This is a genomic window from Pseudomonas sp. ICMP 3272, from assembly GCF_001466905.1.
GTDB classification, from domain to species: Bacteria; Pseudomonadota; Gammaproteobacteria; order Pseudomonadales; family Pseudomonadaceae; genus Aquipseudomonas; species Aquipseudomonas amygdali.
The window spans coordinates 15133-32975 of record NZ_LKEK01000065.1; the positions used below are offsets into that span (position 1 = coordinate 15133).

Consider the following 17843-nt stretch of genomic DNA (forward strand, 5'->3'; position numbering starts at 1 on the left):
CGCATTGATGCAAAAAAAAACGCCCCCTTCGCAAAATTGGTTCACAGACCTGCGAACCAATCCTCTTCCATGCCTGCAACCGATCAGCCGAACCTTTGAACATTGGCGCGCCAGGCTTGATCGCCTGCAATTGGGAGGCGTCCTGCAACTGGAAGTTGGTCGAACCAATTTTCATTGGCATCGCTCTTGCACCGGTCCCTTTGCCCTGAATGTCTGCTTATAAGCAGCTCAGGGCATCTTTTTCTGGTCTGGTGTGAGTACCACGATGCAAAGGTTCGATCCTGACGTCTCTATCGACAACTCTTCGAAACTGGCACTGGATGCCTTGCGGCAGATCGTTGCTCAGCATGCAGCCTTCCCCCAGCGGGCATTGCCTACCGAGCGGGATCTGGCGGCCGATTTCGGGGTTAGCCGACGCGCAGTTCGTCGCGCCCTGTCGGTGCTGGAAGCCGAAGGCCAAGTCTGGCGGCGGCAAGGTAAAGGAACCTTTGTCGGACCTACACCACCCAGCGCCGCCATGAGTTTCGCCCGGCTTTCTGGCCGGACCAATTTCAGCGAGGTCATGGAAGCGCGTCTGCATCTGGAACCGGCACTTGCCTCATTGGCAGCGGTGCGGGCCAATGGTGAGCAGATGGCAATTTTACGCCGCCTTGCCGAGCGCACCACTCGCCAGCAGGTCGCCGAGCAGACTGATGCTGAAGGTATTGAACTGTGGGACAGCGCCCTGCACCGCGCCATTGCCGAAGCCGCGGGTAATCGGCTGATGCTGGACATCTTCGAAATGCTCGATGCGATCCGTCTGGACACCGCTTGGCGCGACTTGCGTCACCGGGCGCGCAATGCCGACCGCCTCGACACTTACAGCCACGATCACGACGACATTGTCAGCGCCATTGAAAGCCGAGATCCGATCAAAGCCGCCACGGCCATGCGCGGCCATTTACGTGCGCTGCAACAGGCCCTGAACACCGTCATCAACCAAGACCTGGAGGCCAGCCTATGAGCGCCACTGCCCACCTCACAGAAAACGGCGACGGCACGGTGCTCAGCATCAGCGACCTGACCGTCCGCTTTGCCGGTGCGCCCGCCAATGTTGTCGACGGCGTGTCGTTTTCCGTCAAGCGCGGCAAGACGCTGGCCATCGTCGGCGAGTCCGGCTGCGGCAAGAGCGTGACCTCAATGGGCCTGATGGGCCTGTTGCCGACGACGGCCAGGGTAGACGCCAGCGACTCGCTGCTGATCGATGAAGCCTTGCTGGGCATGTCCGAAGAGCGCCTGCTCGACGTGCGCGGCAACCGCATGGCGATGATCTTCCAGGAGCCGATGACCTCCCTCAATCCGGTCTTCACCATCGGTGAGCAGATCGCTGAAAGCGTGATGCGTCATCAGGGCCTTTCAGACAAGGCTGCCCGCCAGCGGGCTCTGGACATGCTGGAAAAGGTCCGCGTGCCGGACGCTCGCCAGCGGCTGGACGCCTACCCACATGAACTCTCGGGTGGCATGCGGCAACGGGCCATGATTGCCATGGCGCTGGCCAATGACCCGGCGCTGATCATCGCGGATGAACCGACGACTGCGCTGGACGTGACCATTCAAGCACAAATCCTCTCGCTGATCGCCAACCTGCAGACCGAGACCGGCACAGCGATGATTCTGATCACCCACGATCTGGGTGTAGTCGCCGAAGTCGCCGATGACGTCATGGTCATGTACGCCGGGCGTGTCGTGGAAAGCGGCCCGGTGAAAACCCTGTTCGACGATCCGCAGCATCCGTACACCATCGGCCTGATGGGTTCGATGCCCTCTATCGGCCCTCGTGAAGGTCGTTTGGCGACCATTAACGGCCGGGTGCCGACGCCGGCAGAAATGCCGGGCGGTTGCCGTTTCGCCGGGCGTTGCCCGTTCGTGATCCAGCAATGCCGAGACGAACGCCCGCCGCTGCTTGAGTTGTCTCCCGGACACTTCGCCGCGTGCATCCGTGCGCCTTTGGAACAGCATGTGGGAGTCAGTGCGTGAACCTTTCCAGACCAGATATCGCCGGGCGCGTCAGCCCCGACAGCAACGCGCAGAAACCCATTCTGGAAGGCATCGGCCTGAGCAAGCACTTTGCCGTGGAAAGCGGCCTTTTGCAGCCGAAGAAGCCACCGGTACAGGCCGTCAATCAGGTCAACCTGTCAGTCCGCAAGGGCGAGACACTGGCGTTGGTAGGCGAGTCCGGCTCGGGTAAATCCACTCTTGGCCGCTTGCTGCTCAACCTGCTGCAACCGACTGCGGGTGACGTGATTTACGAGGGCCGCAACCTGGCCAACCTGACACCGGAAAAGCTGCGTCAGGTACGCCGTGACTTACAGATCATCTTTCAGGACCCGTTCGCCTCGCTGAACCCACGCATGACCGTGGAATCCATCGTTGGCGAACCGATCTGGCTGCACAGCCAGGCCAGTCGCAGCGACCGTCAGGCTAAAGTCGCCGAGTTGTTGCGCACGGTAGGTCTTGCTCCGGAACACGGAGGTCGGCATCCCCATGAATTCTCCGGTGGTCAGCGCCAGCGCATCGGCATTGCCCGCGCACTGGCTTCCGAGCCGCGCTTGATCCTCGGTGACGAGCCGGTCTCGGCGCTGGACGTTTCAGTGCAGGCGCAAGTGGTCAACCTGCTCGAAGACCTCAAGCATCAATTCGGCCTGACCCTGGTGATTGTTGCCCATGGCCTGGCCGTGATTCGCCATATGAGCGACCGCGTGGCGGTGATGTACCTGGGTGAAATCGTCGAACTGGCGTCGGTCGACGCGCTGTTCGAAAACCCTTTGCACCCTTATACCCAGGCGCTGATGGCCGCTGTGCCGGTCAGCCACCCTGACCTGCGCCAGCCGCGTCCGCTGCTCGGCGGCGATATGCCCAGCCCCAGCCGCCCGCCTTCGGGTTGCCGCTTTCATACCCGTTGCCCGCACGCCCGTGCGCTGTGCAAGGACGCTGCGCCGGTCATGGAAACAGTCGAGGCCGAACGCCAGGTCGCCTGCCACTTCTGGCGTGAAATCGCCAACGCAGGCAGCGCCACGCTGATCCTTCCAACACCCAGCGCTGCTTACACGCAGCGCCTGAATCTGTTCAAGCACCATCAATCCCTTGCAGTGGAGAGCCAGCCATGAAAATCGCACGCGTCGTGACAGGAACATTGTTATTGCTGGCCGCCAACGCTGCCTTTGCCGAATCGACGTTGCGCATCGGCATTCAGGACGATCCCGATGTGCTTGATCCGCATCGTTCGCGCACCTACTCAGGGCGCCTGGTCTACACCGCGCTGTGCGACAAACTGGTGGACGTCAATCCGGACCTGACTTACTCGCCGCAACTGGCCACCGCCTGGAACTGGAGCGAAGACGGTAAAACCCTGACCATGACGTTGCGCGAAGGCGTGACGTACCACGATGGCGAGCCTTTTGATGCGGCCTCGGTGAAGTTCAACCTCGACCGCGCCCGCACTCTCCCAGACTCCCTGCGCAAAAGCGAGCTGGCCTCGGTGGACAGCGTCGAGGTGATAGACGCAAAAACCGTCGCCATCAAGCTCAAGCAGGCCGATGCCACGCTGGTTTCACAGCTGTCGGACCGCGCCGGAATGATGCTCGCGCCGAAAGCTGCGCAAGGCGAATTCGCCGCCAACCCGGTCTGCTCCGGCCCTTACAAATTCGTGCAGCGCGTGCAGCAGGATCGAATCGTGCTGGAGCGTTTTGACAAGTACTGGAATAAACAGGCGTATCACTTCGACAAAGTGGTGTTCCTGCCGATTCCGGATACCTCGGTGCGCCTGGCCAACCTGCGCTCCGGCGACCTGGACATTATCGAACGGGTTGCGCCAACCGATGTGAAGACCGTCAAGGGTGACAGCAAGCTGGCGATCTACAACACGCCAGGCCTGGGCTACATGCAACTGATGTTCAACATCGGCAACGGTGAAAAAGCCAACTCGCCGATCGGCAAGGACAAGCGCGTACGCAAGGCATTTGAGCTGTCTATCGACCGCGATGCCATTAACCAGGTGGTGTTTGAGGGGCTGTACGCCCCTAGCGCTCAGCCGTTTCCGAAAAACAGCCCGTATTACGACAAGGACCTGCCGATCCCGGCTCGCGATGTCGAGAAAAGCAAGGCGCTGCTGGCGCAGGCCGGTGTGAAACTGCCGTTGGCGGTTGACCTGAAAGTGGCCAACAACCCTATCGCGCAACAGGTCGGGCAGATCATTCAGGCCATGGCTGAAGAAGCGGGCTTCAAGGTCAACCTGATTGCCACTGAATACGCCACGATGCTCAGCGAACAGGCGAGCGGCAATTTCCAGATCGGCATGAGCGCCTGGTCGGGCCGCCCTGATCCGGATGGCGATATCCATCAGTTCGTGACCTGCAAGGGTGGCCAGAACGACGGTAAATACTGTAACGCCAGGCTCGACGAACTGCTCAACAAGGCGCGCACCGTGAACGACGTTGCACAACGCCAGGCGCTGTACAACGAAGCGCTGCGTTTGCTGGCCGATGAAGTACCGACCGCCTACCTGTATTTCGACCCGCGAATCATTGCCATGCGTAACAACGTGACCGGTTTCGTCCCTAACCCGGACGGTCTGATTCGTCTGAACAATGTCGCGTTCAAGCCATGACTGACGGGCGCACCTGCGAGGTTCCGGTATGCTGATGTTCATCCTGCGACGCCTGCTCAGCTCGATACCGACGCTGATTCTGGTTTCGCTGTTCGTCTTCACCCTGCAGAAGCTGCTGCCGGGTGACCCGGTGCTGGCCATGGCCGGGGAAGAACGCGATCCAGCGGTCATGGAATACCTACGCGACAAATACCGACTCGATGACCCGATCCCGTTGCAGTACCTCAACTGGGTCGGCAACGTGCTGACCGGCGACCTGGGAACATCGCTGCGCACCGAGCAACCGGTGACCACGCTGCTGGCGTCGAAACTGCCGGTGACTATCGAACTGGCCGTGCTGGCCCTGCTGATTGCGCTGTTGATAGGCATTCCAACCGGGATCATTTCGGCGGTGCGCAAAGGCACTGCGGTGGATTACGGCGCCAACGTGGTGGCGCTGTCGGGGATTTCCATCCCGCACTTCTGGCTGGGCATTCTGCTGATCATGATCTTTGCAGTGAAACTGCAGTGGCTGCCCGCCTCCGGCTTCGTGCCTATGGGCGAGGATTTCGGGCAAAACCTGAAGACCTTGATTCTGCCAGCCTTCGTACTGGGTGCCGGGCTTTCCGGGATTCTCATGCGTCACACCCGCAGCGCCATGCTGGAAGTATTGCGCACTGACTACGTCCGCACCGCTCGTGCCAAAGGACTGTTCCCGCGCACGGTGATTCTCAAGCATGCGTTGCGTAACGCGCTGATGCCCATCGTCACCCTCACGACACTGCTGTTTGGTGAATTGCTTGGCGGCGCGGTGCTGACCGAGCAAGTGTTCAGCATTCCGGGTTTCGGCAAGATGATCGTCGACGCTGTGTTCAACCGCGACTACGCCGTGGTGCAAGGCGTGGTGTTGTGTGTCGCGATTGGCTTTCTGCTGTTGAACCTGCTGGCCGACGTGCTCTACCGCTTGATCAACCCACGCCTGAGGAGTGCCTGATGACCGCCATTGCCAGCCTGCCGCATAGCGCGATCCTGCCGCGCAGTCGCTCGCCTTTTCTGAAGAAGTTCCTCGCCAACAAAGGCGCAGTGATTGGCGCGGCGGTGTTGCTGCTGTTTGTCCTCGCGGCCATTCTGGCCCCCTGGATTGCGCCCCATGATCCGCTCAAGGCCAATTTTCTCGCGGTACGCAAGGCTCCCTCGTTGATCTACTGGATGGGCACCGACGAACTGGGGCGCGATCTGTTTTCACGCTTGCTGTATGGCGCACGCAGTTCGCTGCTGGCCGGTGGTGTTTCGGTAGCCATCGCCATGCTCATCGGCGTTCCGCTGGGCCTGCTGGCCGGGTACTTCGGTGGCAAGCTGGACATGATCATCTCGCAGGTCATGGAAGCGCTGTTGTCCTGTCCGTTCCTGGTGCTGGCCATCGCTTTGGGCGCCTTTCTCGGCCCCAGCCTGACCAACGCGATGATCGCCATCGGCCTGTCCGCGATGCCGATCTTTGCCCGGCTGACCCGTGGCCAGGTGCTGTCGATCAAACACGAGGATTACCTCGAAGGTGCCCGGGCCATCGGCCTGCCGGATCGCTGGATTATCCTGCGTTACGTGCTGCCCAACGTGATGTCGCCGCTGGTGGTGCAAGCGACGCTGACCATCGCCTCGGCAATTCTGGCCGAAGCCAGCCTGTCGTTCCTCGGCCTGGGCCAGCAACCGCCTTCGCCGTCCTGGGGCTCGATGCTCAATACAGCGAAGAATTTCATGGAGCAGGCTCCGTGGATGTCGATTGCGCCAGGTGTGGCGATCTACATCACGGTCCTGTGTTTCAACCTGCTGGGTGACGGCCTGCGCGATGCGCTGGACCCCAAGGGCTAAACCTTTCGTCTTCTGCCAAGAGAAACGCTTATGTTCGATGATCTGGATTACAGCCAACCTTACGCTTCGGCGCGCTCGCCGGTAATGGGCAATAACATGGTCGCCTGCTCTCAGCCATTGGCCGCTCAGGCCGGGCTGGACATGCTGCGCCGTGGCGGTAATGCGGTCGACGCCGCCATCGCCGCGGCCATGGTGCTGACTGTGGTAGAGCCCACCGGCTGCGGCATCGGCAGCGATGCCTTTGCCATCGTCTGGGACGGCAGCAAGCTGCAAGGCTTGAACGCTTCCGGCCGCGCGCCACAGGCCTGGACACCGGAATACTTCGAAGGCCAGAGCCAGATGCCGCAACGCGGCTGGCCTGCGGTCAGCGTGCCGGGTGCAGTGTCGGCCTGGGTGGAGCTTTCGGCACGCTACGGCAAACTGCCCTTCGCGACCCTGGCCGAACCGGCGATCGGCTACGCCCGCGATGGCTATCAGGTCACACCGATTATCGCCGAGCTGTGGAAACGCGGCTCGCACCTGCTCAAGGATCAACCGGGCTTTGCCGAATGCTTCATGCCGGGTGGCAAAGCCCCCTTGGCCGGAGAAAAAATCCAGCTCAAGGACCACGCTCGCACGCTGGAACTGATCGCCCAGACCAAAGGCGAAGCGTTCTATCGCGGCGAACTGGCACAGGCGATCATCGCCCATGCCAACGCCAATGGCAGCGTGATGAGTCTCGACGACCTGGCGACGCACACTGTGGACTGGATCGACACGCTGTCGGTGCCATACGCAGGAGCTGTGGTGCATGAACTCCCGCCGAATGGCCAGGGCATCGCCACCCTCGCCGGCCTGACCATGCTTGAAGCGCTGGGCGTCGGCGAGCACCCGGTGGACAGTCTTGAAACGGTTCACCCGGTGCTGGAAGCAATGAAACTGGCCTTGGCGGACCTCGACGAACATGTCGCCGACAGCGAGCACATGCGCGTCCCTTCAGCGGATTTACTGAGTAAGGCCTACCTGATGGAGCGCGCGGGACTGGTCACTGATCAGGCCGCCAATCCCGGGCACGGCTCGCCGAAACCGGGCGGCACGGTGTACCTGTCAGCGGCGGATGAAAGCGGCATGATGATCTCGTTCATCCAGTCCAACTACATGGGTTTCGGCTCGGGTGTCGTTGTACCCGGCACCGGCATCAGCATGCAGAACCGTGGCGCAGGCTTTTCCCTGGACCCGCAGCACGTTAATTATGTTGCACCGCGCAAGCGTCCGTTTCACACCATCATCCCTGGCTTTGTCATGAACGCCGACGGCACACCGCTGATGTCATTCGGGCTGATGGGCGGCCCGATGCAGGCGCAGGGCCACTTGCAGATGATGATGCGCATCCTGCGCTACAAGCAAAACCCGCAAGCTGCTGCCGATGCGCCGCGCTGGAGGATCGAAACCGGCCTGAAAGTCGCGGTGGAGCGTGCGTTTGACCCTGACGTGGTGAAAGCACTGCGCGCCAAAGGTCACGATATCGATGTCGAAGAGCCGAGCGGCGTGTTTGCCTTCGGCGGTGCGCAGATTATCCAGCGAACGGCGCATGGCTATGTGGGCGGGACCGATCCCAGGAAGGATGGAATGGTCGCGGCTTATTGACCAAACGCAACGGTTCGGCCAGCGCAGCAGAGCATTGACTGTTCAATCAGCTTCGCTGGCCTCACCTTGCCACTCAAAAGATCGGACCTTTCCAGCGCGCAGGCGTCCAAGCTTGAGATTGCCACTCATCTCAAGCCCTATAGCGTTTCGACCCAGGAAAAGCCATGACCTTTTTGATCTTCCTTCTAGCCTGCAGCGCCGCCGCAGCAACCGGCATCATCTTTAAACCAGGAGCATGGTACGAATCCCTTCAGAAACCGAGCTTCACCCCGCCAAACTGGGCATTTCCGGTAGCGTGGACCGTGATCTACCTGCTCCTCGCCTGGGCAGGGTATCGCCTGACGCTGCTCCCCGGCAGCCAGATCGTGCTTGCCCTGTGGGCTGCTCAGATTGCACTGAACACGTTGTGGACACCGGTATTTTTTGGTGCGAACCGCATTGTCGCGGCGATGGTGATTCTTGCTTTGCTGTGGATCGTTGTCGCCACAATGATCGTAATGGCCTTGCAGCTGGACATCATTACTGGGCTGATTTTGTTTCCCTATCTGGTGTGGCTCTCGGTGGCAGCGGCGCTGAACTTTTCCATTCTGCGCCACAATAGATAATCGTCCCGGCTTTGCCGTCTATTGGCTCTGCGGCGAAACCGCTACAGCGCGTAACGGCGGCAATGCTCAAGGTAGCCTTGCTCGTGACTACCGACCAGTTGAACGACGCTCGACCATAGCCAGGAGGGAGCGTCCAGGGTATCGGATCGATTGCTTTGCAGGTCCCTGATCCACGCCGCACGTGTGGCCAGATCCATCTGTCTGGCGTGGGCTTTACCCACAACTTTGGCGAGATAAGCTGCGGCCTGCATGGCCTCCTGCTCAGTGAGCTCATCAAGTTCCAGCTTCATGTCCTGAGGAAGTAGCTCACGAATGAAGAACGAATGATCCAGCATTCGCACGGCAACCATTCGGCTACCCAGACCGGGCGACAGGTTCCTGGCGCCCTCCACTACCCGTTTACCATTGTCTCTGGGCATCCGCGCCCTCGCAGTACGTGGGGCCGCCGCGGCGACGGCTTCCTTGACGTCGAGCAGGCAGAACTCTTCATCTTCTTCATCGCCAACACCCATCAGCACCGCGTAGCGAAGCAGCCCCAGAGAGCTGCAGCCTTTTACCCAGTAGGCGGAGTCGAGTAGACGCACTCGGTCATCCTGGGACCTGCCTTTAAGCGATGTCACCAGCGCATGAATCTCCGGCGTCTCACAAAGCGCCTTGATTGCATCGCGTTCCGCACGTGACAGTTGCCAGAAATGTTTGCCCAACGGAATGGTCGGTTGCGTACCTTCGAAACGCTCCTTTGCCAGATGCTTCCACGTGCGTTGTACCGCGCTGCGCATCCCCGCTTTCACTTGCGCAGGACGATCCGGCTCTTCATCGTCGTTGCCGATAAAAGCCTCTTCGTAGCCCTGCATCATCTCTTCCAGCATTCTTGCCGTGGTCACTCCGGGTAGATCCGAGCCACGAGCAGCCGTCGCCAACGACAGCCCCAGCCTCACCAGGTCATGGGCCGGATTACCGATGACGGCTTGATCGAGGTCGCGGATATGCATATCGATGCGCCCTCTCGAATCCCCTGTGGGCCCCAGATTACCGGCATGGCAATCCCCGCAGATCCAGACCGGCGGACCGCTGGGCAGACGCCTGCCCGACTGACTGTGAAGCCACTCATAGAACTGCGCGGTATTGCCGCGAACGAACGCGTGCGCAGACCTCGCCATTTTCAGGTTGCGCAGGTTGATGAGGGATTTGAGGCGTGTGTCGGGACGAGGCGTTTTCATCGGAAAACCTTGAAGAGGGTTATTCCATTGACTCGTGATGTGACAGGAATGTTTCAAGATATTTCACGTCTGATCGCTGTTTGTCTTCAGCGTTTAAACCAGACTCAAATTACCTCAAGCGCTTTGCCCCCGCAAACTGGCGAGGTGAACCCGTAGAAAGGACAAGAACAAGGTATGCAGCATGTATTTCCGGTCCAGACGACCAGACCGGAAATACACCTGCACAAGCCCGTTAAAGCTTGAACTGCGCAACCATGGTGTTGAACGAAGTCGCCAGCCGTGACAGTTCCTGACTGGACGCGCTCGTCTGATTGGCGCCTGCTGCGGACTGGGCGCTCAGCTCCTGAATATTGACCAGGTTGCGATCCACTTCGCGTGCGACCTGGGCCTGTTCTTCGGACGCCGAGGCAATCACCATGTTGCGCTCGTTGATGGTGCCTACGCCGCTGGTGATTTTTTCCAGGGCGCTGCCGGCACGCTGAGCGAGTTCCTGGGTGTTTGTGGCCGTCGCCAGGCTTTTGCTCATTGCAGCGACCGCACCGTCGGCACCGGACTGCACGGTACCGATCATGCCTTCGATTTCCACCGTTGAAGCCTGGGTGCGGTGCGCCAGAGCGCGCACTTCGTCGGCTACCACAGCAAACCCTCTGCCTTGCTCACCGGCGCGTGCAGCCTCGATGGCGGCGTTCAGCGCAAGCAGGTTGGTCTGTTCCGCAATGCTGCGGATGACCTCAAGCACTTTGCTGATGTCCCGGACGTGGCCGGCAAGCGTGGTCACTGACCCCGTCGACTCGGTAATCTCCCTGACCATCGTGCCGATGCCCTTGACGGTGTTATCCACCTGGCCACGACCGTTCGCGGCGTCGGTTGCCAGTGCTTTGGACTCCTCTGAGGTAGACACTGCATTGCGGGCTACCTCTTCAACAGCAGCCGTCATTTCGTTTACCGCCGTTGCAGCCTGTTGAATCTCGTCATTTTGTCGAGTAAGGCCGCGTGTGCTTTCTTCGGTGACCGCGCCAAGCTCTTCGGCTGCGGAGGCAAGCTGATCGGACGCGCTGGAAATCTCCTGAATCGTGCGTTTCAAATTGCCCTGCATCGTGCCGATCGCATTGAGCAGGTGCCCCGCTTCATCGCCTCGGGTGCTGGAAACGCTCTGGGTCAAGTCACCCGATGCAATACGCTGTGCAACTTCGATAGCGCTTCTCAGTGGTCCTGTAATCATGCGAGTGATCAAAATACCCAACATGATCGCCACCACAAACGCGATGACAATACCCGCCGTCAACATGAATACCGAGTTGCTTTGCAGCCTGTCAGCGGCCTCTGCACCTTCTTTGATCTGGCGCTTGTTGGAGTCGATCATGATCTGCAGGTAGCCGCGAGCCTTGTTGAACTCCCCGTCCGCCAGCGCGTTGAGGCGATTGCGCGCGTCTTCCAGTTTGCCCGCCTGCTGCAGGTCAAAGATGTTCTGGGAAGCAGAGATGTAGGCTGACATCAAGGCGTCGTACTGGTCGCCCGCTGCGCGTTCATCGTCCTCCAATGGGGTGGCGCGGTAGATGGCATAGACTTTCTGCGCACGCTCCAGCTCGGCATTGATACTTTGGCGCATTTTCTCCGCCGTGGCCTTGTCCTTGGCGTCGAGCAAACGGTAAAGCCCGCGGTTATGAGTGGTCAGGGCGGTCATCGTCTCGTTGGTGTTGGCCACTGAAACCAGGTTATTCGAGAACGTCAGCTCAAGGGCATCGGAGAGCCGGTTGATACCGAGCATACCCAACCCACCCACAGCCAAGGTGATCATGGCGCAAACGATGAACGCGGCCATGAGTTTTTTAGCGAAACTGGTGCGATTTATCAGGTTCATTGATTATCCATCATCGTTAAGTAAGGGGGCACTTCTGTCCGAGAGCCCTACTGCACTAGAGGCGAGTAGTTGAACGTGGGTTTTGCGCACTTTTGCGATAAGCGATTTTTCGGACTACAGAAGTAGTCATCCAATTTCTGTGCCAGAGCAGGACCTGCTTGTTCACTGCATCCTGACTTTTCGCGATCCCTGTTGTTATCGGCATGAACCGGATTTTATGAATAGACACTGCGGTGTTACTGGATAAAAAGATGGCGACTAAATAAAAAACGGGCACTGCTGCGCAGGGTTTGCCAAGTAGAACCCAAGGAGGAAAACGTCTCGGCATGCCAAGTATTCCAAGGCGTTGGCCCACGTCAGCGAGCCTGCGACGATAGCGGATTACACGGTTTTATCGAGGCCTGCGAAACCATCCTTTAAGTGTCTCGTGGCCATCATCGATATAAGTGAAAATAACGGGCACTACCAACAGACTTAGTACGGTTGAGGCCAACAGTCCGCCAATGACGACCACTGCCATCGGTTGGCGGAAGCCCGATTCTCCGCCCCATCCCAATGCTGTCGGCAACATGCCCGCACCCATTGCAATAGTAGTCATCAGAATTGGCCGGGCACGTTTGTGGCAGGCGTCGATCAACGCCTCATAACGGCTCACGGCTGGCTCACGACGAGCCATGATCGCGTACTCCACCAACAGGATCGAGTTCTTGGTCACGATCCCCATCAGCATCAGCAAACCGATGACCGATGCCATGGAAAAGCTCATCCCGCCTATCAACAGTGCCAACAGTGCGCCGCCGAGCGATAAAGGCAGTGCCGAGAGGATGGTCAGCGGCTGCATGAAATCATGGAACAGCAGCACCAGCACCGCGTAGATACAGAACACGCCGACGGCCATCGCCAGGCTGAAGTTGCCAAACAGCTCGCTCATCAACTGCAACTCGCCCTGCTCTACCAGTTTCACTTGTGCTGGCAGGTTCTGCATGACCGGCGCCTGCCTGGCCTGCTCCATTACTTCGCCCAGATTGCGCCCATTGAGCTCGATGGAAAGAGTGATATTGCGCAAGCGATCGATACGATTAATCTGCGCGGGGCCGCTGCCCATGCTGATTTCTCCCAGAGACGCCAGCGCGATCTGGCCATCACGCCCCGTGACCCGTAACTGAGCGAGACTCTGCAGGTCGGTGCGTACTTGCGGCTGCATACGCACCCGCACATTGACCTGGCGCTGGGACAGATTGATCTTGCCCAGGGACGAGCTGTATTCGCCGTAGGTGGCCATGCGCAGTGTGTCGGCGATGTCCTGGCTACTGACGCCCAGCTCTGCCGCGCGGACAACATCCGGGCGCATCTGGATTTCCGGCCTTTGCACCGCAGCACTGGAGGTGATGTTGCCGACGCCTTTTATCTGGCGCAGCTGCGGTTCAAGAGCGGCTGCGGTACGCTCCAGCAAATCACCATCATCGCTGGCGAGGACGATGTCCAGCCGTTCGCCGCTGGCGTCACCACCGACATTGACCCGCACACCGGGCAAACTGCGCAGACTTTCACGCATGCTCGCTTCCACCTGGGACTGTTTCAGTGCGCGCTGGTTACGTGGTAGCAGATCGACGGTCAGCGCCGCCTTGCGATCACCCGCACTGCCCACATCGCCGCTGCCCGCCGCGATGAAAACGTGGGCCACTTCTGGAATCTCGCGTAAACGCTTCTCAGCCTGCAAGGCAATCTCGCCGGTCTGGGCCAAGCTGCTGCCGGGCGGCAACTCCAGGCTGACGGTGCTGCTGGCAATATCCTGCGCAGGCAAGAAGCTGGTCGGCAGCAAGGGAATAAGTGCCAGCGAGCCGATGAACAAGACACCAACAATGGCCATGGTGGTCTTGCGGCGGCTCAGGCTGGAGTGAATCCAGCTCAGGTAACGTCTCATCAAACCGCTGTCGTGCTCACCATGCGCGCGAGCCTTGAGAAAATATGCTGCCATCATTGGCGTCAGCAGCCGGGCGACCAACAACGAAAACATCAACGCAGCGCTGGCAGTCACACCGAACTGGCGAAACAGTTTGCCGGAAACCCCGCCCATGAAAGCGGTTGGCAGGAACACCGCGACCAGAGTCACAGTGGTCGCCAATACCGCAAGGCCGATCTCGTCGGACGCCTCAATCGCCGCCTGACGCGGGGTTTTGCCCATACGCAGGTGTCGCGCAATGTTTTCGACCTCAACAATTGCATCATCGACCAGAACGCCGATCACCAGGGCCAGCGCCAGCAGTGAAACTGTATTGAGGCTAAAACCGGCAAAATACATCACGCCAAATGTCGGGATGATCGACAAAGGCAGTGCTGTGGCCACGATAATCGTCGCCCGCCAGTCACGCAGGAACCACCAGACCACCAACACCGCCAGCAACATTCCTTCGTATAGCAGCATCATGGAGCCGCGATAGTTTTCCATCACCGGGTCGACGGCATTACTCGCTTCTTCAATACGCACATCAGGATGTTGCCTGGCGAACTCACTGACTGCCTGGCGCACATCCCTGGTCACTCCGATGTCGGAAAAACCCAGAGAGCGCATGACCTGAAAGCCAATCACCGGTTTGCCGTCGCGATACGCCAGGGTGGTGCGCTGGGCATGGGTATCACGCACGGTGGCCAACTGCTGCACGGCGAGCATTCGCCCTTCGCTGACGGGAATGCGGATAGCGCCCAGCGCCGCCGGGTCGTCAATGCCGCCGAGGACACGCAGCGCCTGCTGACCGCTGCCCAGATCGCCCTGACCGCCGGAATTGTCTTTCTGCATCGTCCGCAAACGATCCGCGATGTCCGTCACGCTCAAACCCAGACCAGCCATCAGCGCGGGATCAAGGTCCACCTGAACTTCGCGGTCCACACCGCCCACGCGGCCGATGTTCGCGACACCACGCACGGTCAGAAGCTTTTTGCTCAGCTCATTGTCGACAAACCAGGACAACGCTTCTTCGTCCATGCGTGGCGCATCGACCATATAGGTCAGCAACGCCGTGGTATTGGTGGTCAGGCGGGTTACCGATGGCGTGTCGAGGTTGGCTGGCAACTCGGCGGCAGCGCTGTCCACCGCATTGCGCACCTCGTTGAGCGCTTCATTGCCATCCTTGTCGATGTCGAATATCACATTGATGATGACGCTGCCTTCGGCAATTTGCGTGCTGACATGCTTGAGCAGGCGCAGCGAGGTCAGCTTGTCTTCGAGCTTGCGCGCGACTTCGGTTTCCAGTTGCTCGGGGGCGGCCCCTTCCAGTGAGGCACTGATGACCACTGCGGGCAGATCGGTGTCGGGAAAGTCCTGGATACCGAGACGATCGAATCCAAGGGCACCAAACAGGGTCAGCAGTAAAAACAGCATGACCGCCGGAACCGGGTAACGAATCGACAGCGCGGAGATATTCATTGCATGCGCGCCTCGGCGTTGACCAGCGTCACGCTGGCCCCGTCGTTGAGAAAGGCCCCACCGCTACGGACGATCTGTGCCTGCTCTGTCAGACCTCCGAGGATTTCCAGCGCCGATCCACGCCGCCGCCCGACCTCTACGACTTGTTGGCTGACATGCATATCCTTGCCCAGCACGAACACATAAGAGCGTCCGTCACGCAGGATCACACTGGTATCCGGGACAGTCAGCGCTGCAGTGGATGGCAGTTCGATGCGACCGCTGGCGTACATGCCGGCGCGCGCCATCGACCCAGTGGGCAGGGAAACATAGACCAGCGCCCTGCTGGTCTTGCTGTCGAGTATTGGCGAGACCAGCCGCACGCGACCTTCGACCTGAATACCGCCTGGCAACGTCACGCGAGCGAGCTGTCCGACCTGCACACCTGGCAGTTGCTGTGCATCCAGTTCTGCCTGCCACTCGATGCGGCCATCCCGGATCATCCTGAACATTTCGCTGCCCGCCGACACCACATCGCCGAGCAAGGCCTTGCGCCCGGATATGACCCCGTCATCCACCGCGACAATGCGTGTCTGCGTGAGTTTGATCCGGATACTGCGCAGGTCGGCATTTGCCGAGGCCAGGTTGGCTTCAGCGGTCTGCACCTTGACCCGGTATTCTTCCAGTTGCTGCTCGGACAAGGCCCCGCTCTGTCCGACCAACGCCGCACGTCGCGCATTGGAGCGGGCTTCCTGCAATTGCGCCGTGGCCTGGGCTGCCGCTGACTTCTGCTTGTTTTCCTCGGCCAGCACGCTGTCATCGGCCAGGGTCGCCAAGACCTGGCCTTTCTTCACCTGATCGCCGATATCAGCCTTCAGGCTGGCGATCCGCAAGCTTCCGGTTTCGGCACTGATAACAGCTTCCTGCCACGGCGCGAGCGCACCGCTGGCCACTCGTTCCTGTGGCCATTCTTCGTGGTGCGGTTGAACCGCCTCGACGGTGAGGCTGGTTGACGGCGCAACAGCAGCAGCCGGGGTCGGCTCTGCACGGCCAAACACTAACCAGCCTGAAACGCCCAATACCGCCAGCGTCAACAGCCCATACATGCGTATCTTCCTCATACGCCGCCCCGTTTCGCTGTCTCACTGGCCAAACCTTCGCGACTGCCCTGCCATCCACCGCCCAGGGCCTTGTACAGGGCAATCCAGTAGCGCACTTGATTTTGTTGCACGGTGATCAGTTCGATTTGCGCCGAAAGGGCCGAGCGTCGCGCCACTTCGCGGTCCAGCAGGCTGGCGTTACCGGCCTGCCAGTTGCGGTCTGTGGCCTCGAACGACGCTTCATAACCGTCGCTGGCCCGCTGCGTACTGGCTTGCGAACGCCGCGCCGCGTCCAGACGCACCAGTGCCTGCTCAACTTCCATCACCGACGTGCGCAAGGTCTGCCGATAGGTCGCCAGCGCCGCGTCATAATCTGCCCGTGCCGAGTCCACTGCCGCCCGGCGCTTGCCTGCGTCGAACAGCGGAACAGTCAGTTGCGGGCCGAGGCTCCAGTTACGGCTGAATACTCCAGTGGTGGTCCCCACCTCGAACGAGCCGATCAGACTCAGGCTGGGCAGACGATCCGCCTGAGCAGCGCCAATCTTCGCATTCGCTGCGGCCAGTTCACGTTCGCTGGACGCCAGGTCCGGGCGCTGTCGCACCAAGTCGGCGGGTATTTCCCGTACATCCAGCGACGCAGGCTGCGGCAGTCGCGCGGGGTTATGGCCGAGCACTTCCCGCACCTGCTCCTCGTCGCTACCGGTCAGGGCCACCAGGCTTTTGAGCAGCACGTCGCACTCGCTTTGTTGTTTGATGAGGGTCGCATTACTGGCCGCCGCACTGGCGTCGCTCAACGATGAATCAGCGGCTGCGGTAAACCCGGCCTGAAACGACACGCGAGTCAGACGTGCGGTCTGTTCCTGGGATTGCGCCTGATCACGGTAAGCGTTCACCAGCATCTGGCAGCCGCGGTACTGCACGAAGTCATCACCGACCTCGGCCGCCAGCGACACACGAGCGTCATGCCAGTCATTGACACGAGCTTCAAGCAGATTGCGCGAAGCTTCGTCGGTGCGTCGTAATTTGCCGAACAGGTCCAATTCCCAGGACGCATCGAGGGTTGCGCCGGAAGTCGTACCGCTCTGGCGCGCCCCGCTCTGCCTGATGCCCGCGCGTGACTTGCTCGCGCCGCCGCTCACTTGCGGCAGCCTGTCGGCAAAGCTGCCGTCCAGCGTCGCGCGTGCCTGGGCGATGCGCGCCAGAGCCTGATCGAGAGACGGGCTGTCTGCTTGCGCCAGACGCAACAGGGTTGCCAGTGCAGGGTCATTGAACTGTTGCCACCAATCCTGCAGCCCCACCATCGACGCGTCATGGGGCAGCGGCGCATGCCACTTGCCGGCAACCGCCACCGCAGGCAACTGGTAGTCCGGCCCCAGCGTGCAGCCGCTGAGCAGTGACACCACAAACATCGACAACAGGAATCGGCCAGCAGGTTTGCCAATAGACATAAAGCTCTCGAAAATTCCGGAACAGTGGTGTCTGGAGAAAAGAAGCAACGGGGCAGGAATCCGGACGATCAGGAGCGTTGTCGCGAGGTT

The 17843-nt window shown here is 60.1% G+C and carries 13 protein-coding genes and 1 pseudogene; 8 read left to right on the top strand and 6 right to left on the bottom strand.

Annotation, left to right across the window (positions count from 1 at the left end; translation table 11 throughout):
- Window positions 1-265 precede the first annotated feature (265 nt).
- The 8 genes from AO068_RS18815 (at window position 266) to tspO (ending at window position 8721) form a co-directional block, all read left to right on the top strand.
- On the top strand, window positions 266-1003 hold the full coding sequence (locus AO068_RS18815; RefSeq protein WP_058409138.1) for a FadR/GntR family transcriptional regulator: 738 nt from the start codon (window positions 266-268) through the stop codon (window positions 1001-1003).
- Window positions 1000-2016, top strand: a complete 1017-nt coding sequence (locus tag AO068_RS18820; RefSeq protein ID WP_058409139.1) for an ABC transporter ATP-binding protein — start codon at window positions 1000-1002, stop codon at window positions 2014-2016. Before AO068_RS18815 ends, AO068_RS18820 begins: the two co-directional genes overlap by 4 nt.
- Window positions 2013-3146 (top strand): ABC transporter ATP-binding protein, encoded by a 1134-nt coding sequence (locus tag AO068_RS18825; protein WP_058409140.1) that lies wholly within the window; start codon window positions 2013-2015, stop codon window positions 3144-3146. Before AO068_RS18820 ends, AO068_RS18825 begins: the two co-directional genes overlap by 4 nt.
- On the top strand, window positions 3143-4645 hold the full coding sequence (locus AO068_RS18830; RefSeq protein WP_058409141.1) for an ABC transporter substrate-binding protein: 1503 nt from the start codon (window positions 3143-3145) through the stop codon (window positions 4643-4645). The genes AO068_RS18825 and AO068_RS18830 overlap by 4 nt, the downstream gene beginning before the upstream one ends.
- Before the next feature lie 28 nt (window positions 4646-4673).
- Entirely contained in the window at window positions 4674-5618 is a 945-nt protein-coding gene (locus AO068_RS18835) for an ABC transporter permease (protein WP_057424401.1), read from the top strand.
- Complete coding sequence (locus AO068_RS18840; RefSeq protein ID WP_058409142.1) at window positions 5618-6490, top strand: ABC transporter permease; 873 nt, start codon at window positions 5618-5620, stop codon at window positions 6488-6490. Before AO068_RS18835 ends, AO068_RS18840 begins: the two co-directional genes overlap by 1 nt.
- A gap of 30 nt (window positions 6491-6520) precedes the next feature.
- Window positions 6521-8116, top strand: a complete 1596-nt coding sequence (locus AO068_RS18845; RefSeq protein WP_058409143.1) for a gamma-glutamyltransferase family protein — start codon at window positions 6521-6523, stop codon at window positions 8114-8116.
- A gap of 164 nt (window positions 8117-8280) precedes the next feature.
- A complete protein-coding gene (gene tspO, locus AO068_RS18850) occupies window positions 8281-8721 on the top strand; it encodes a tryptophan-rich sensory protein TspO (protein ID WP_005777309.1) in 441 nt (146 codons plus the stop codon).
- A gap of 41 nt (window positions 8722-8762) precedes the next feature.
- On the opposite strand, the gene AO068_RS18855 is transcribed toward tspO, so the two are convergent.
- The 6 genes and pseudogenes from AO068_RS18855 to AO068_RS18875 form a co-directional block, all read right to left on the bottom strand.
- Window positions 8763-9941, bottom strand: coding sequence for a DUF2252 domain-containing protein (locus AO068_RS18855; protein WP_005777311.1), 1179 nt, complete (start codon window positions 9939-9941; stop codon window positions 8763-8765).
- A gap of 232 nt (window positions 9942-10173) precedes the next feature.
- Entirely contained in the window at window positions 10174-11037 is an 864-nt protein-coding gene (locus AO068_RS29750; RefSeq protein WP_404944472.1) for a methyl-accepting chemotaxis protein, read from the bottom strand.
- Window positions 11032-11802: pseudogene (locus tag AO068_RS29755) on the bottom strand (MCP four helix bundle domain-containing protein); the annotation flags it as partial. The gene AO068_RS29750 and the pseudogene AO068_RS29755, both read right to left, overlap by 6 nt.
- Window positions 11803-12193: 391 nt before the next feature.
- Window positions 12194-15226, bottom strand: coding sequence for an efflux RND transporter permease subunit (locus tag AO068_RS18865; protein WP_058409145.1), 3033 nt, complete (start codon window positions 15224-15226; stop codon window positions 12194-12196).
- Window positions 15223-16326 carry an efflux RND transporter periplasmic adaptor subunit gene (locus AO068_RS18870; RefSeq protein ID WP_058409146.1) on the bottom strand — a complete coding sequence of 368 codons (1104 nt, stop codon included), beginning with the start codon at window positions 16324-16326 and terminating at the stop codon, window positions 15223-15225. The genes AO068_RS18865 and AO068_RS18870 overlap by 4 nt, the downstream gene beginning before the upstream one ends.
- The gene (locus AO068_RS18875; RefSeq protein ID WP_058409147.1) at window positions 16323-17753 is read right to left on the bottom strand and encodes an efflux transporter outer membrane subunit; all 1431 of its coding nucleotides are present in this window, start codon (window positions 17751-17753) and stop codon (window positions 16323-16325) included. Before AO068_RS18875 ends, AO068_RS18870 begins: the two co-directional genes overlap by 4 nt.
- Between the last annotated feature and the right edge of the window lie 90 nt (window positions 17754-17843).